The organism is Candidatus Dadabacteria bacterium (assembly GCA_009837205.1).
In the GTDB taxonomy this organism is placed as follows: Bacteria; Desulfobacterota_D; UBA1144; order Nemesobacterales; family Nemesobacteraceae; genus Nemesobacter.
The window spans coordinates 2203-18721 of record VXTZ01000034.1; the positions used below are offsets into that span (position 1 = coordinate 2203).

15 protein-coding genes, 1 tRNA gene and 1 pseudogene (1 of these 17 cut by a window edge) are annotated in these 16519 nt (G+C 52.3%); 7 read left to right on the plus strand and 10 right to left on the minus strand.

The features are described from left to right. The 4 genes and pseudogenes from F4Z13_07865 to F4Z13_07880 form a co-directional block, all read left to right on the plus strand. A pseudogene (locus tag F4Z13_07865) lies at positions 1 to 55 on the plus strand (tetratricopeptide repeat protein); it begins 2069 nt to the left of the window's first position. Continuing rightward, the gene (locus F4Z13_07870; GenBank protein MXZ49139.1) at positions 16 to 747 is read left to right on the plus strand and encodes a tetratricopeptide repeat protein; all 732 of its coding nucleotides are present in this window, start codon (positions 16 to 18) and stop codon (positions 745 to 747) included. Before F4Z13_07865 ends, F4Z13_07870 begins: the two are co-directional and overlap by 40 nt. Positions 748 to 1131: 384 nt before the next feature. Beyond that, positions 1132 to 1929 (plus strand): trypsin-like peptidase domain-containing protein, encoded by a 798-nt coding sequence (locus F4Z13_07875; protein MXZ49140.1) that lies wholly within the window; start codon positions 1132 to 1134, stop codon positions 1927 to 1929. A gap of 14 nt (positions 1930 to 1943) precedes the next feature. After that, positions 1944 to 2465, plus strand: coding sequence for a transposase (locus tag F4Z13_07880; GenBank protein ID MXZ49141.1), 522 nt, complete (start codon positions 1944 to 1946; stop codon positions 2463 to 2465). A 175-nt stretch (positions 2466 to 2640) separates the two neighbouring features. Here the strand turns inward: F4Z13_07880 and pdxA are convergent, their stop codons facing one another. The 9 genes from pdxA to F4Z13_07925 all read right to left on the minus strand — a co-directional run bounded on the left by pdxA (position 2641) and on the right by F4Z13_07925 (position 11834). Continuing rightward, positions 2641 to 3591, minus strand: a complete 951-nt coding sequence (gene pdxA / locus F4Z13_07885; protein MXZ49142.1) for a 4-hydroxythreonine-4-phosphate dehydrogenase PdxA — start codon at positions 3589 to 3591, stop codon at positions 2641 to 2643. 220 nt (positions 3592 to 3811) lie between these two features. Next, positions 3812 to 4531 carry a hypothetical protein gene (locus tag F4Z13_07890; GenBank protein ID MXZ49143.1) on the minus strand — a complete coding sequence of 240 codons (720 nt, stop codon included), beginning with the start codon at positions 4529 to 4531 and terminating at the stop codon, positions 3812 to 3814. A gap of 238 nt (positions 4532 to 4769) precedes the next feature. Beyond that, positions 4770 to 5003, minus strand: a complete 234-nt coding sequence (locus F4Z13_07895) for a hypothetical protein (GenBank protein ID MXZ49144.1) — start codon at positions 5001 to 5003, stop codon at positions 4770 to 4772. Positions 5004 to 5024: 21 nt separating this feature from the next. After that, complete coding sequence (locus tag F4Z13_07900) at positions 5025 to 5243, minus strand: hypothetical protein (GenBank protein MXZ49145.1); 219 nt, start codon at positions 5241 to 5243, stop codon at positions 5025 to 5027. A 103-nt stretch (positions 5244 to 5346) separates the two neighbouring features. Then, positions 5347 to 5445 (minus strand): hypothetical protein, encoded by a 99-nt coding sequence (locus F4Z13_07905; protein ID MXZ49146.1) that lies wholly within the window; start codon positions 5443 to 5445, stop codon positions 5347 to 5349. 834 nt (positions 5446 to 6279) lie between these two features. Beyond that, complete coding sequence (locus F4Z13_07910; protein MXZ49147.1) at positions 6280 to 9066, minus strand: autotransporter domain-containing protein; 2787 nt, start codon at positions 9064 to 9066, stop codon at positions 6280 to 6282. 266 nt (positions 9067 to 9332) lie between these two features. Beyond that, positions 9333 to 10115: a TatD family deoxyribonuclease gene (locus F4Z13_07915; protein MXZ49148.1), complete on the minus strand. Its 783-nt coding sequence runs from the start codon at positions 10113 to 10115 to the stop codon at positions 9333 to 9335. A 5-nt stretch (positions 10116 to 10120) separates the two neighbouring features. Continuing rightward, positions 10121 to 10579 (minus strand): transcriptional repressor NrdR, encoded by a 459-nt coding sequence (gene nrdR / locus F4Z13_07920; GenBank protein ID MXZ49149.1) that lies wholly within the window; start codon positions 10577 to 10579, stop codon positions 10121 to 10123. 4 nt (positions 10580 to 10583) lie between these two features. Beyond that, the gene (locus F4Z13_07925) at positions 10584 to 11834 is read right to left on the minus strand and encodes a serine hydroxymethyltransferase (GenBank protein MXZ49150.1); all 1251 of its coding nucleotides are present in this window, start codon (positions 11832 to 11834) and stop codon (positions 10584 to 10586) included. A gap of 263 nt (positions 11835 to 12097) precedes the next feature. On the opposite strand from F4Z13_07925, the gene uvrA reads away from it, so the two are divergent. Further along, positions 12098 to 14845, plus strand: coding sequence for an excinuclease ABC subunit A (uvrA, locus tag F4Z13_07930; GenBank protein ID MXZ49151.1), 2748 nt, complete (start codon positions 12098 to 12100; stop codon positions 14843 to 14845). Between the two features lie 68 nt (positions 14846 to 14913). Next, positions 14914 to 15261, plus strand: a complete 348-nt coding sequence (locus F4Z13_07935) for a hypothetical protein (GenBank protein ID MXZ49152.1) — start codon at positions 14914 to 14916, stop codon at positions 15259 to 15261. Positions 15262 to 15502: 241 nt separating this feature from the next. Here the strand turns inward: F4Z13_07935 and F4Z13_07940 are convergent. Next, positions 15503 to 15578 (minus strand) — tRNA-Asn (locus F4Z13_07940). Between the two features lie 123 nt (positions 15579 to 15701). Between F4Z13_07940 and F4Z13_07945 the strand changes: the two genes are divergently transcribed. Continuing rightward, positions 15702 to 16519, plus strand: an 818-nt coding sequence (locus F4Z13_07945) for a sigma-70 family RNA polymerase sigma factor (GenBank protein MXZ49153.1), incomplete at its 3' end; no start/stop codon positions are given.

The window sequence follows — 16519 nt, forward strand, 5'->3', positions numbered from 1 at the left end:
GAGGCGATTTCAAGCATGGAGCGCGCCCTTGAGCTTGGGCCCCGTCTTCCGATAGCTTCCACCCTGCATCACCTCATTGGTCAGGCGTCACGGGAAATGGTTTCGCCTGATTCCGCACGAAACCGTGAAAGGCGCGCGGGGGGAGGAGGTTCGGGTGACGCGAGCATTGTTTTTTTCCGGGCGGAGGATCTGCGGGAGCGCAAGCTTTACGAGGAATCGCTCAAGTGGTACCGGGACGCGGTCAACGCGGATCCGGCTTTCGCGCTGGCCTACGCGGGCATGGGAGATTCTCTCTACCAGCTGGGAAGCAACGCGGAGGCGATTTCAAGCATGGAGCGCGCCCTTGAGCTTGGGCCCCGTCTTCCGATAGTCCCAACCCTGCATTACATGACAGGCGAGGCGCTGAGCGAACTGGGCCGTCACCAAGAGGCCGAACAGCATTATGAAAGTGCCTTGCGGGCATGGCCGAATTTCAAAGAGGCCTTAAACAGTCTAGCAAGGCTGCTTCTGGACCAGGAACATTATGAGGACGCGCTTGAGCGTTACAGGGCACTTGAGCGGATTGAACCAGAGAACGCGGACATACATTTGCAAATAGGCGTCGCGCTCTTTAAGGCCGGCAGGGTAGAAGAAGCCCTTGGGAGCTTCGAGCATGCCCTTTCCCTGAACCCCACTCTGGAGCCGGCGCTAAACTACAGGGAGCAGGCGCGGAGAAGCATGATGAAACAGTCTGAAGGGGTGCAATAAGCTTCTTGAGGGTGTGGGAATCCGTTTACACTGAAGGGCACCAGCCAGACTGAATGACGGCCGGGCAGCCGCCGAAAGAAAGAGACAATCCTGAATGAAGATGTATGAAGTAAGCAGTCACGCGTAACAGTAACTTTAACCGTGGAAGCGTCTGTTATCCCGCCTCCGCGATTACTTCATATCCAGTAACTTGTCCCGCGCTTGTTCGTCCATCTCGCTTCGGTATCCTTCTGAGGGCGCTTTTCCTTCCTCCGGCATTGTTTTGTATCTGCGCCCGCCACACCGCAATTTGACAATGGGGGGGGGGATACACTGTGCTTCTGTCAACTGTAATCCTTAGAAAATGTGTGCGGAGCAAGGGTACGCTCTTGATAATTACGGACCATGTTAGATAGAAGATTTCTCCCGGCGTTTTTCGTACTTGCTGTTATGGGATTGGTTTCCTGCGTAACTGGCGTAACTGGTGAGAGAGTAGATACTCCACCCGAGCTTGAATGCGATCTTACCCTTACTTCCCAGGCAAGCGCGCAGGGAGAGTATGCAAGAGAAGATTATTATCCGGAAGTATTCATAAGCGACTTCTCCCGCGATTACGGTAATCCTGTATTTCCCACGGAACTCTCAGAAGATTATTACGATATCGCAAGAAAGGTAAGCCGTTCGGTATTCGAAATGGAATTCAAAGAGAAGGCCACCAATTGCACGGAACTAGTCGAGGCCCCGCTTGTTCGTGGCACGGGCTGGCTCATAGCCCCAAAGTATGTCGTTACCGCCGCACACAATATCGAGGATATCGAGAGATTCCAAATTATCTGCCTGAACACTTTTGACGGCGAAACCATAGAAGCAAAAGTAAAAGTAGTCTATAAGCATGTGCCAAACGATCTGGCAGTGCTTGAACTTGAAGAGAATGTTGATGCCGTGCCTATGAAGATTGCCGACCAAAGGCCCGGGAGAAACGAGGTTCTGATGGCAATAGGTCAGGACAGGGAAAAATCAAGAGGTCTCGGTGCTTGGACAGTTACTGCAGGGCCCGCGCTCAAGCTGGAAAGCGGATACGAAGATCCTCCAAGGATATTACCAAGAAGAATATCTCACGCACTGCCGACCGGCAAGGGGATGAGCGGAGGTCCGATATTTAACATAAGGGGAGAGGTAGTCTCCATAGTGTCGGCCGGGTAACAGACGCTGCGACAGTGTCGACGCCGAAGCGGAGAAACGCGAGGGATGAGAACGAGAGAATAAAGAAGGGAGAAGTTCCCGGAGAGAGGTGTTGCGGCTGCAAGAAGCATGTGAACGTGGACGCAAGGAACAAGCTTACAAGAGGTTGCGGGGTGACCGACGCTTCCGTGCGTGACAGCCGGGTGCTTGAAGAGATGCTGGATGAGGATAACGGCGGCGAAGGGGTGTGGGCCGACAGCGCTTACAGTTCAAGGGAAACGGAGAAGAAGCTTAAGGAGAAAGGATACGGGAGCCATATTAACCGCAAGGGTTCTGAGAACAAGACGCTTGGGAGATGGGCGAAGCATGCAAACAGTATCTGCTCGGTGGCGGGGGTGAGGGTCGAGCATGTCTTCGGGGCGCGGAGCAACGACATGGGCGGGAGACTTTTAAGAAGCATAGGTGTTGTGAGAGCCGGGGCGTGCATAGGACTTAAGAACCTGGCGTACAGCATGCGGCGGCTGGTTTATCTTGAAGAAGCGGTGAGCGGGGGATAAGCCGGAGATAAGGGAGAAAATTGCTTCTGAGGAGCGGAAAATGGGACAAAAAGCAGCTTCGCATGAAGAAAACCCCCTTGGTTGAAAGGGAAAAATGGGAAGTTGTCCGCAATCTTGAGCCGCGAATCAATTTTTAGAAATGCCCGTTTGTTAATATGGCCGCTTAAGCACTTTACTACCTTACGTCGCATATCTCCATGGCTACTTTTACTGCCTGAATCATGCTCTCGGGGCGCGCAGCGCCCTTCCACGCTATGTCAAAAGCGGTTCCATGGTCAGGAGAGGTTCGCAGTATAGGCAGTCCCAGAGTTACGTTAACCCCGGTATCGAAAGAAAGCATCTTGAAGGGCACGAAGCCCTGGTCGTGGTACATGGCGATCACAAGGTCCCATTTGCCGCGAAGAGCGTCGTAGAAAAGGGTGTCCGCGGGAAGGGGGCCCTCGACGGATATCCCTTCGGCTCTCGCCCTCTCAAGAGCCGGAATTATATGCTCTTGCTCCTCATTGCCGAAAGATCCCGACTCTCCTGCGTGCGGGTTTAGCCCGCAGACGACTATCTTCGGATCTTTGACACCGAATCTTTTTCTGAGTTCCTGAGCGGATATGGAAACGGTCACGTAAACGCTTTCTTCCGTAATCATGTCCGGGACTTCGCGAAGGGGAACATGTATCGTCACGGGCGCTACACGGAACCTCGTTCCCTCAAAAAGCATTACTACGTTTTCTGAACCGGTAAGATCCATGAGCATTTCCGTGTGCCCTGGATAGGTGGAGCCGGCCATATGGATGGATCTTTTGCTTATCGGAGCCGTGACAATAGCCTTAACCTCGCCTGAGAGAGCCATGGCCACTGCCTTTTCTATACACGCAATAGACGCCCTGCCCGCTTTTTCGGATCTCACCCCTTCTTCAATATCCCCGAGCGTAAAATCCGTGGGGTCTATAATCGACAGGGGACCGCCTTTTCCGAACTCGCCGTTAGCCCTCTGGAGCACCGGTTCGCTTCCGACAAACAAGATATCGTATATATCCTCGAAAAAACCGTCGTAAAAAGCCCTTATGCAGACCTCCGGGCCTATCCCGTTGGGATCTCCCATCGTTACAGCTATTTTTGATTTTCCGCTCACGAAAACACCTCTTGATTTTTCTTCAGCTAGCTAGTGTCTGTCAGAAAACCCCTTCTCCCGTCGATTTTCCGACAGAATTCCAGACGGCATCAGGGTTCTGACTCCTTCCAAAACCCGAATGCCTTACAACACAACTAAATCATCCACTTTCTCCGATATTCTAACAAACCTCTCCACTTACCTCCTGCCAAACACCTCATCCTTTCTGTTACCAAGCTGCTTAAGCAGCTACAAGGAAACCCGGCTTGAGCCTCTTTCGCTCCTTCTCCCTCTCCCTGTTTCTCACAAGCACCCCAAGGCGATGGATATTAGCCGCAAGCACAGATAAAGCCACGCTCCTCGCAAACCCCTCCTTCCCGTGAACCCTTACCTTGTCACACCCCTCGTGATTCAACCCGTTTATCGCAGACTCCACAGCGGGATGCTGCTTCCTGGCTTCTATGAAATCCTCAGCCTCCTGCCTCTTCCTGTCCTCTTTCCCAAGCTTCCCCTTCTTCGGCATATAATTCCCCTCCAGCACCTCGTCAAGCCTCTTGCTGTTCTTCGGACTGTAGAACCCCTGATCAAAACTGCATGCCTTAAACTCCGTATACATCTGTGTGGTTTCCTCTATAATCGGTACGCACACATCCACATCGCTCTCTTCCCACATCACCCTGTGATTAAGAATGAACTGGTACTGGTCCTCCACTATGCACACAGGAACTTCAAATTCCACCACCACTCCCGCCTTCCCCTTCGCTATCCAGCACGTATGGGGCTCAAACACCGAGAACACCTTCTCCTCCTGCGGTATAACTTCCCCATACACAATACGCCTGCGTATCTGGTCAACCTGACGTATTGCGTGCGCTTTATAACGGCTTATCCTCTCAAACCGCCACGCGGGCGCCCCTGCAGCCACAAGCTCGCATAAAAGATTGTCCGCACGCCTTACCATCTCCTCGCATACACCGAGATACTTTTGCAGACTGCCCGGATTCCTATCTCTTCTCTTCTTCGTTCTTACCAGATTGTAAAGCTTCTCTATCTTGCCGGTCAGATGCCTGTGCTGACGCCAGCCATCAACTCAGTTAGCCTTTGCCGCCTCCCCGCACTCCCTGACAAGACACCTCACCGCGTCCCAGCTCAAGCCCACATCAGTCGGATATTCCACGTCGGTCTTGACGGGAAACGAATCACACCGACCTTGCAATCCTTCTCCAAACTTTTTTTTGAGACGGCGTGTCCACTATGGAGTTTATCTCCTTTAACAGCTCCCCACTCAGCAGCGACACGTTGTCTATTATTGTCTGAAGTTCGTACTTGTACTCATCCCCGTAACCACCGTGACCCAGCATCTGGCGAAGCAGCATATCATTGTTAGCAAGGTGATGAAGTCGATCATAGTCACAGCCAAGTCCCTGCTTCATTGCCCCGAGCACCACCACTCTCTACGCGTCCATTCCCGGACGGCCTGTGTGAAGGCTGACTTCGGGAAGAAACTTCTCTTCAAGCAGTGAAAACAACTTCTCCCTTGTCTCGATATTGACGTAAATGTGGTGCAGACCTATCAGTATTGCAGGAATATCGTCGCGTGACTTGATATCAAAGCGTATCTTCTCAATCGGCACTCCCCAGAACTCAGGCTGAAGGTTCATTATCTTTCTCATGGTGAATTCTCCGAAGATTTTTTGAAATGGCTCAATATGTTGATAATTTGAGTATAATTCTACCACATATGGAGAATCTTCACCAAGGAAAATCGACAATATTTTATTTCAACAAGTTAGACCTTTTCTGACAGACACTATCTATAACGTCACCCGGCTTGACTATATACTGCTTTCCGCCGGTTTTTATAACAGCGTGCATAACGCCCCTCCGCACTTTATAAGGGCATTATTGTGCCTGTTAAGAAATTCTTTTATCAAATGCTTCCTGCAATGCTTCCTCCAAGACCGCGTTCGCTCTGAGCTTCTCGAGCATGTTCTTTGTAGTGAAAGTGACTCCGTCTTGTCGACCGGCAGCTTACTTGCTTTTGATTTTCTTCTTTCGTCGGTGGAGGCTAATTGTAAAGCCAGTAGAGTTGCTTTCTCACAAACAGCGCTCAAACCTTCCGCATCGTCCCTTTTACAAGTGTCAATGCCAACAGCATCTTTGGCTTGCGCACAAGCATTTTGGCCACTCACGGACTTCCTGTCTCACCACACTGTCTCTTGTGCCGGGCCATGGCTCCCGTTATCAGGTCTCGCTTCCACATCTCCTATAATTATGCCCAGCATAGTCTTTCTGCCGGTGGTGCCGAGGAAGATTGTCCCACCCCTTTACCCTGCTCTTGGGGCCGTACTACCTCTCTGGGATTCGTTGCGGCTTTTGCACAGGCCTCACTACACTCAAACCGAAGCCGGGTCTACCGTATGAGCCTACGTAGCTACTGTATAGGTCAAGCCTTAGGTCGCAAGGCAGATGAAGACCGTAGTTGGCACGGGCATCAAGGGTCCAGCGGTCCGGATTCCTCTCACTGCTTCGTAGACCCCCGTCAAGAGGATCCCACAGGGCTGAGCCTGTGGCGTTGGCCGGGTCGCCCCAACGCGGCGAGACCAGAAGCGAGAATCCTTCCTCACCTTCCTCCTTCCCTACTGCAAGGGCCACTGCCGCACCACGCTCTTCGTAACCTTCTGCCGAGTGGTGAACCAGCATTCGCCCCTAGGCGTCGAGACGCACGATGCCTATTATAAACCTTAACCCACCTGCTAACTCAATACCCTCTCCAGTCTGACCCGCACCGCCGTCACGGCGTGCGTACACCGTTCCAAATGGCGTCAGTTCCAAGCCGCCGAGAGTCGTGTACATTGACAGGTCTGCACCAATACGCATCTGGTTAACTGCAATGTCATGGCCGTCTATGGTCTCCTCCCCATCTCCCGTGCTAAGACTGGCCCAGGCGGCATCGCCCACAATGGCGAAGTCAAGCCCTCCAGGCGTTCCAAAACGCCGTTTGAGTTCAACAATGCCGAGCCAGAGACTCGTCTGACTCTTACCCCTTATTCCATACGTACGCAGGTTTCTGGCATCTCCCCTGCCCGCACCGACCGAGGCCCAGACCGAAGTGGCCCCTCCGTCCCACCGCAGGTACGGATAGACTGCAGTCATGTACTGCGTCAGCCTTCCCTCCGAGGTACCCACTTGCCAGTCGCCCACACCCTTACTACGTGAGAGTGCCATACCGGCAAGCCAGCTCGCTCCAAGCCTTATATCGAGGCCCAGATACCCAGTAGAGAGGTCTCCGTCATAGCCTGAGTTATACCCATACACGGAGGGTCTACCCTCAAAGGTTTGAATATCCCCCTGTCCCCAGAGAGACCAGCGTCTTTGTACTGAACACCGCTCGCCGTCATCACCACTCCAAGCCACCAGGAAGTCCGCAATACCTGCACCGGATACACCTGCCCGGACAGGTACAGAGCGTAGCGCAGAATCGACTTGATACGCTGTATCCGGGACCATACCAGTCTCAAACACAGTTGATGGTTCGCCAACTCCTTCACTAAAGCCCAGTGGGGATACCGCAGAACGTGCGTCGGTCTCTATCTGTCTAAGCAGGGTTTTAGCCTCCGTACGCCCAAGCGGCACGGAGAGACCATTAATCGCAAGCCGGGATGCCTCGCACGGATCGGCCTCCATCCTGCGGCCCAGCGCTGTGCGTACACTAGCCAGATGGCCCCGGGCAGTGGCTGCCAGCAAGTTCTCCAGCACCGCACGCTGTGGACGATCGCTTACGCCAACCTTTACACTGTGCGTCGCGCTGAGACCATCGGGATACCACGCAGTGACCGTGACAGCCACCGAACCGTATATAACCGGAGTCAACACGAGAACCGACCCCGCCACAGAAGCCTGTACAACCCTGGTGTCACTTGACCTTGCACTATATAAGGTAGGCTTGTCCCCGTCCACATCTATGAAGTATGAAGACACGTCTACCTGCACAGAACCACCTCCCTCGTCCAGAGTCTGGTCGGGAATCTTCCCTACCGCCTCGGGAGGTTCGTTTACGTTAGTAATTATCACTGTTACATCCGCTCGTGCTTCTGCCCCGGATCCGTCAAGTACGCGCACAGTAAGTTTAAACTGCTTAGGTTCCGTCTCGTAGTCCTCGCCCGGTCCGATGTACCTGACCACTCCGTCCCTAAGCCCCACCGCAAAAAGTTCCAAGTCACCAGACACTATCCCGTATGTCAGAGAGTCACCGTCGGGGTCTGTTGCCGACACCGTGCCGAGATCAAACGGACGTTCCCGGCCGTCTAGGTTCTCGGGCAACAGGAAACGGTAGGACGATAACGTCAACCTGGGTGGCCGATTGGGGGGCGGCGTCCCGTCACGAATCGTGACCAGGAAGGATTGAACTAGGTAGTTGCCGATCCAGAAGTTGACCTTCTCCTGAACGGCATCGGCCTTAACGCCGGTCACGGTGAATGGAATCTCTTGGTAGTTGGCCTGAGTGACCTGGACGCTGGCCGGGTCGATCGCCACTGCACTGCCCACGCTTTCCGAACGAATGGTGTACGCGCCGGGGTATTTGTCCCATCCGAATGTGTGAACGAAAGAGTTTCCTTCGTTTACCGTCTTGGGAGAGATGTCGTTGTTGAACACGTTGACCGTAAAGCTAATGCCGGGCCAGCCATTGTAGTCCGAGCCCGTTCCGCTGAATGTGCTACTGACTTGCACCTGCACCCGGTCTTCACCGAGCACATCGTTGTCGGCTACGCTGAACGACACCGGTTGTGCGACGTTCCAGTTCGTCGTCGTGAACATCAGCAACATCGGGCTCACGGTCACCCGGCTGATGTCCTGACTGGCAAGCGTTACCGTAGTGGCCGCCGCGGGCTCAGAATTCAGTGACACGTAGTAGCTGTGGGTCGAACCTTCATAGGTGCCAAAGGCGGAGTCCCCTCGCAGATTGTCCGGGCTTCCAACCCAGTAGACGATGCCCCTCTCGTCGTTGTCCGTTACCGTGACAAGGACTTCCGGGACCGCAACGGTGGCGTAGCCACCTCCGCTTGCTTGGTGCGTGACCTTCGCATGCTTGAAGGAGCCGGCCATGTCCTCATCGGTCGCCGTCACGGTCACCGTCTGCGCCGAGTTCCAGTTCATCGTCGTGAACGTCAGGCTCGACTTGTCGACCGTAGCCACGCCGGATTTCCGGGTACATGAGGCACCACTGTGTTCATGGCACTTGAAAGGGTCGTCACTCGCTGTCACCGAGATCGTCACGGTGTCGGTCGGCTGCGTGTCCAGCACGACGGCGTAGGAGGCTGTCGAGCTTTCTTTTATGGTTAATTCCCTTGGGGACACGGTCACGCCCGGACTCTGCGCCACGGCCCGGGGCGCGGGCAGGAGGAGAAGCACCGCGAGAAGGGCAAGTCCGATCCGCGTCACGTTCCCTTCGCACCGAACGGATTCGCGCCATAAACCAGATCCGGGACTTAGCATGGGGGGGGGGTGAGGATGAGGAGAAAGTATCCGGGACCGAAGCGTGACGTTGAATTTTTCCTTCTGCTCCCGCCTTAAGTTTCAGAAGAAAACTTGTCATCCAGTCTCACCTACCTGTCCCCTTCTCCGAAATTCAGCTGTTCCACTTTCCTTCCTCCGGCATTGTCTTGTATCCACACCCACAGCCACCCTGTAATTGACGGGGGGGGTGAGAGTATATGTTTACACGGATCGCCCCTTGAATACAAGGGTATTTTAGAAGTGCCTTAAATAAGACCGTCTTTGTCTTTCGATACTTTTGGGAAAAGCTCCGTCACGTTCTCAAAAACAATTTGAGTGAACTCCTCAAGAGACAGCCCCCTGAGCTCCGAAATAAGCCTGGCCACATGAACTACATTGCACGGCTCATTCGGTTTCCCCCTCTGGGGCACCGGCGCTAGGTAAGGAGAATCCGTCTCGTAAAGAAGCCTCTCGATGGGAATTCTGGCCGCCGCGTCCCTTACCTCCTCGGCCCTCTTGAAAGTCACTATGCCGGAGAAGGAAATAAAAAAACCGAGATCAAGATACTTTTTCGCCGTTTCGTAATCCCCTGAAAAACAATGAATAACTCCCGGCCTTGGACCGAGATCAGCCTCCCGGAGCATTGAAAGCAGCTCCTCCTCAGCGTCTCTTACGTGAACCACGAATGGTAGATTGCGTCTCTTTGCGAGCTCCATATGCGCCTCAAACGACCTTATCTGATCTTCCCTGGGGGAATTCATGTAGTGATAATCAAGCCCGGTTTCTCCAATCGCCACTACCTTGGGGTCTTCGGCCATCCCCTCAAACTCCCGCATCACCTCTTCATTGAAACTGGAAGCGGAGTGCGGGTGGATTCCAACCGACACGTAAACTCCCCTGTATTTCCTCGAAAGCTCTATGGTGGCAAGCGAGGACTCAATCCCCGTCCCGATGGATATGATCTTCCCAACTCCCTCGGCCGCGGCTTTTGACACGGCGCCCACAGGGTCTTCAATGCTGAGCAGATGGGCGTGGGAATCAACCAGCATGCGGTCTATTTCTTCTCCTTAAGGAGACCCGTTACCTCGTCGAGAAACTCGTTTACGTCCTTAAACGACCTGTAGACCGAAGCGAACCTTACGTACGCGACCTGATCGATATCATAAAGCTTGTCTATCAGCTTTTTCCCTATCTCTTCGCTTGATATCTCCCGCTCTCCCCTCTCGAGAAGCTCCTTTTCGAGACCGGAAACAAAATCCTCTATAACCTCAGTGCTTACCGGCCTTTTCTCGCACGCCTTGCGCATTCCGGCTATTATCTTGTTGCGGTCAAACTCTTCCCTGCGACCGTCCTTTTTCACCACCATCACCTCGGCGTGGTGTATTCTCTCGTAGGTGGTAAATCTCTCCTGGCAGTCATTGCACTCCCTGCGTCTTCTGACGGAGAAACCGTCTTTTCCTTCTCTTGAATCAACTACTCTGGTGTCATCAGATTTGCAGAAAGGGCACTTCATTCTTTTATCCGCCGAGTCTGTGACCGTAAACGGGAAAACGCAGGCACAGTTCCTTCACGTCTTCCTTTATTCTGCCGAGAACCTTTTCATCCTCATGATTGTTAAAAGCTTCCATTATGAAGCCCGATATCGCGTCGATTTCCGGTTCCTTCATCCCTCTTGTGGTAATCGCGGGAGTTCCGATCCTTACGCCGCTTGTGACCATGGGAGGACGGGGATCGAAGGGAATAGTGTTTTTATTAACCGTTATGCCCGCCTTCTCAAGCGTCTGTTCAACAACCTGCCCGGTAAACTCCGTCTCCGTGAGATCGACAAGCACCAGATGGTTATCGGTTCCGCCCGAGACGAGCTTAAGACCCGCGTTTAGGAGATTTTCCCCGAGACGTTGTGCGTTTTTCACTATCTGGCGCTGGTACTCTAAGAACTCGGGCGTAAGAGCCTCCTTGAACGCAACGGCCTTGGCCGCTATGACATGCATAAGCGGACCGCCCTGGGTTCCGGGAAAAACCCTGCTGTTCACGGTCTTTGCGTGCTCTTCCTTCATCATTACCATGCCGCCTCGCGGTCCCCGAAGGGTTTTATGGGTGGTAGTCGTCACGAAATCGCAGTGGGGCACGGGATCCGAGTGAAGTCCGGCGACCACAAGTCCCGCCGGATGCGCTATGTCCGCCAGCAAAAGCGCCCCGCACTCATCCGCTATGCTTCTGAATTTCGCGTAGTCCACGTCCCTCGGGTAAGCGCTCCAGCCGGCGATTATGAGTCCCGGGGAGTGTTCCAGGGCAAGCTCCCTCACCTCATCGTAATCGATTGTTCCCGTTTCTTTTGAAACCCCGTAGGCAACAACGTTGTAGAGCCGTCCCGAAAAATTAACGGGGTGTCCGTGGGTAAGATGTCCTCCGTGGTCAAGCCTCATGCCCAAGACAGTCTCTCCAGGCTTAAGCGCGGCGAAGAACACGGCCATGTTCGCCTGGGCTCCCGAGTGCGGTTGCACATTAACGGCGTCAGCACCGAAAAGCTCAAGGGCCCTCTCTCGCGCTAGGTCCTCGGCCACGTCAACGAATTCACAACCTCCGTAATAACGCCTTCCTGGGAGACCTTCGGCATATTTGTTAGTAAGCACAGACCCCATGGCCTCCATGACGGCGTCGCTAACGTAGTTCTCAGACGCTATCATCTCGAGTTTCCATTCCTGGCGCTGTGTTTCCATGCGGATAACTTCCGCTATCCGCTCATCAACCGTCTTTAGATGACTCATCTACTCGCCTCGAAACGAAAAAGTATTGTGAAAACGGCTCTCCAGCACCAAGCGCTGTCCTGCGCAACGCCCACGCAATAATGCCGCATCTCGGAAAAAACTGCATGATAATTGTGTAAAGTTAAAGTGAGAAACCACGGGATATTCATCTTTCCCAAGGAAAAGAATACCGAATGCCCCGGCAAACCTCAATTTCGTTACAAATGCCGCTCGGGGGATGGGGAAATCCCTTGGGGGCGGATAAGCCGGGGCGGGGAAACCGCATGTCGAAGACCGCTAAACGAAACGGATACATAGAGATAAAAGGCGCTAGGGAAAACAACCTGAAAAACATAGATGTCCTGATCCCTCAAAACAGGTTCACGGTGGTGACCGGTCTTAGCGGTTCGGGCAAGTCATCCCTCGTGCTTGACACCGTTTACAAGGAAGGGCTCAGGAGGTATATCGACTGCCTTTCAACCTACGCAAGACAGTTTATAGAGAAAGTCGAGCGCCCCGCGATGGACGACATAGAAGGTCTTCCAACCCCGATAGCCATCGAAAGCCGAAACAACGTCATAAATTCCCGTTCCACAGTAGGCACCACAACCGAAATATATGACTACACGAGACTTCTGTTCGCGAAAATCGGAAAAACCCGCTGCCCAGAATGCGGAGAGGAAGTGATGGAACACTCTCCACAGTCCCTAACTCGGCTGCTACTCGAAAAATTCCCAGGGGAAAGAGCCGTCATCTGCTTTGAGACCGAAGAGGGAGCGGATCTTTCACAATATATGAAAAAAGGCTACTCACGCACCTACCGGAACGGAAAGACCCGGGATATGGAAAAAAGCTTGGAGGATCCGGACGCAAAGACCCAGGTAGTCACCGCGAGAACCGTTATAGGAGAACGGTCGAAATCGAGGATTACAGAAGCGCTCGAGGCCGCTTTTTCCGAGAGCAGCCGGGCGCTTGTACACATCGTTTCAGGACAGAGCCTGCGTTTCTCAAGAGAACTTCGCTGTGACCTCTGCGATATTGGGTTTGAAAAACCTACCCCGAACACGTTTTCCTTCAACAGTCCCTACGGGGCTTGCGAACGATGCAGCGGATTCGGAAGAAACCTTGAAATCGATCCCGAACTCCTTGTTCCGGACCCCGCTCTCAGTCTCGCCGAAGGGGCAATAGATCCCTTCACGAAAACTTCCTACAGAAAACAGATGAGAAAGCTGCTCGCCTTCGCCGAGGACGCGGGAATAGATACGGAAAAGCCCTTCTCGGAACTTTCGGCAAGGGAAAAAGATCTTGTGTTAAACGGAGACGAGTACTACTACGGCGTGAAAGGGTATTTCAAAAGGCTTGAGCGGAAAAATTACAAAACCCACATAAGGGTTTTTCTCTCGAGATACCGCTCCGCGTTTACCTGCGAGGACTGCGGGGGAAGCAGGCTCAAGGAAAAAGCCCTCAACGTGCGAATAGAAGGGGAAAGCATATTCCATCTCTCCGAGATGTCCGTAAAGGATCTGAGGTCCTGGTTTGACCGCTTGACCCTGTCCGCTTATGAACTGGAGATCGCCTCCGACATAATAAAGGAAATAAATTCACGGCTGGATTTTCTTATCCACGTGGGGCTTGATTACCTGACCCTCTCAAGGCTCACCCGTACCCTCTCGGGCGGAGAAGCGCAGAGGATAAACCTTGCCTGCCAGATGAGTTCGCGGCTTACCGAGACCCTGTATATTCTGGACGAGCCCTCGATCGGTCTGCACGCAAGAGACATGAACCGGCTCAATTCGCTGATAAGAGAACTCCGGGGAAGAAACAACACCATCATACTCATAGAACACGATCTTGACACCGTAAAGTCCGCAGACTACATAGTGGAACTCGGTCCCCGGGCGGGAGACGGCGGGGGAGAGGTCGTGTATCAGGGGACCCTGAAGAGTTTCCTGCGTTCGGCGAAGAACTCGACCACGAAAAAATACCTCGCAAACGAAAAGAAAATAGAAGTTCCCGGTTCCCGCAGAAAAACCACCGGCAATTCAATAAACGTAATCGGCGCGAGCGAAAATAACCTCAAGAACATAAACATCCGTTTTCCCCTTGGAACCCTCTCGTGCGTAACCGGGGTCTCGGGTTCGGGGAAAAGCTCGCTTGTAAACGACATCCTGCATAACGCTCTCCTAAGAAAATTCAGGAGGAAAGCCGAAAGGGTCGGAAAACACGAACGTATAGAAGGCACAGAGCATATAGACGACGTGATAATTCTTGATCAGGCAAGCATAGGAAGAACCTCGAGATCAAATCCCGTCACTTACATAAAGGTTTACGACGACATACGCAAAATCCTCGCCGGGCACTACCAGGCGAAACTCCGCAAGCTTACCCCATCGCATTTTTCCTTCAACGTGAGGGGAGGCCGCTGCGAGAAATGTATGGGTGAGGGAAGTCACAGGGTCGAGATGCACTTTCTCGCCGACGTCATGGTGACGTGCGAGGAATGCGGAGGAAAAAGGTTTGGAAAAGAGGTTCTGGCCTACAGGTACAAGGGGAAAAACATAGACGACATCCTTAACCTCACTGTCGATCAGGCCATGGGGTTTTTCTCGGGAAACCCGGCCGTTACCAGAAAGCTCAAGATTCTAAAGGATGTCGGATGCGGCTATCTGAGGCTCGGACAGCCCGCAACAACACTGTCGGGAGGAGAGGCCCAGAGGATAAAGATAGCCCGGGAACTCTCAAAAAAAGAAAAAAACAACATCCTCTACATCCTTGACGAACCCACTGTCGGACTTCACATCGACGACATAGGAAAACTCCTCGACGTTCTTAACAGGCTTGTCGACGCCGGTAACAGCGTAATAGTCATAGAGCACAACCTTGAGATGATAAAATGCGCGGATTATGTGGTTGACCTAGGACCTGAGGGAGGAGATAACGGGGGACGCATAGTGGCCTCCGGTACTCCGGAACAGGTTGCTTCGGTAGAAAACTCTTATACCGGAGAGCATCTGAGGCCGCTTCTCGGTTAGCCGGATTATATATTTTTTCGACATGGGGTAGAATAGAACCTTAAAAATAATCTTGTCGGAGAGAAAAAATGCTTGCAGACAGAAAAATACCTTTCAGCGAATCCAAGGAAGAAGAGTGGGAAATTCTTAGACAGAAAACCGAAGGCGGCATAGAGCTTATGCTCGAAGACTCCCAGCGATGGTTCTTGGCCACTACAGAAGGTGACGGAATCAGAATAACTTCCGCAGAGAAAAACGTGCGGCCGCTTGCCGTTCGCGAACCGCCGCTTATCAAGTTCGATGAGTTTAAAAGAGTGGCGGAAATCTATAATGACTCATTCTTCGGCGGCATAGGGGATCTCTCGGCAAGGCTCGAGACTCACCAGTCAAGCCCGAACATGCGGTACCTCTTCATGTTGATTTACTATCTGATCTAGATAGCCCGGAGCAGTAAGTACGTAAAAATCGCCCGCATTCGAGAAAATCACCTAGATCAGGCACTTTGCTGAGCGGAGAACGGCTTAAGAACTTCTTCAGGCTAATTCAAAAAAGCAATTTGAGTTAGCCTGAATTGTCTCTCGCTTCTCACATAACGATTAATAGTAATTTCTCCATGGAACTTATAAAAAAACGCTAAAGCAGCTCTCTCAGGTCACTTAGGTTCGGTAGGCAGGAATTTGGCTCCGGCGGCAGGGCTCGAACCTGCGACCCGATGATTAACAGTCATCTGCTCTGCCAACTGAGCTACGCCGGAACTGTAGAAAATAGAAAAAAGCCAAAGAATAGTTAATTTTATATAGATAAGAAAAACAGTCAACAAACCTAATACCGAGCAAAAATGGCCAGAAAAAAGGAAAAAGAAAAGAAGCCGGAAGAAGTGAGTTCATCTCTTCCCGCACTTTCAAACTCCCTGCAAAGCTATCTGGCGCAGATCAGGGACTACCCTGTTTTGAGCAGGGAAGAAGAGTATGAACTCGCGATGAGGCACAGGGAAACGGGTGATCTTGAGGCTGCCAGAAAACTGATTGTATCAAATCTGAAGTTCGTCGTGCGTATTGCAAACGAATACAAAAACTACAACGTAAACACCTTGGATCTTATCCAGGAAGGCAACATAGGACTCATGAAGGCCGTAAGAGGCTTTGACCCTACAAAGGGATACAGGCTCATTTCATATGCGGTCTGGTGGATAAGGGCTTACATACAGAACCACATAATGAAAACCTGGAGCCTGGTAAAAGTCGGGACGAACCAGTCACAAAGAAAGCTCTTTTACAAACTTAGGTCAACGAAAAACAAAATCGAAGCCACAGGAGCCGAGATGGGGGAGGATATTTACTCCGAGATAGCCAAGGAACTTGACGTGCCGGACAGCCAGGTAATCGAGATGGACCGGATAATGTCCGGAAAAGACCTGTCTCTTGACGCAAACATAGAAGGCAGCACGGAACGTACCTACGTTGACATGTTGGGGGACACGTTTGATCAGGAGCAGTTCCTCGAAGACTCCCAGACCCGCCCGCTTGTGGCCAAGAAGATAAAAGAAGCCTTGGCGAACCTAAAGGACAGGGAAAGATACATTATCGAAAGACGGGTTCTCACTGATTCTCCCGAAACTCTTGAAAAGCTTTCCCGCAAATTCGGCATCTCAAGAGAACGTGTAAGACAGATAGAAAAAAACGCTCTTAACAAGAT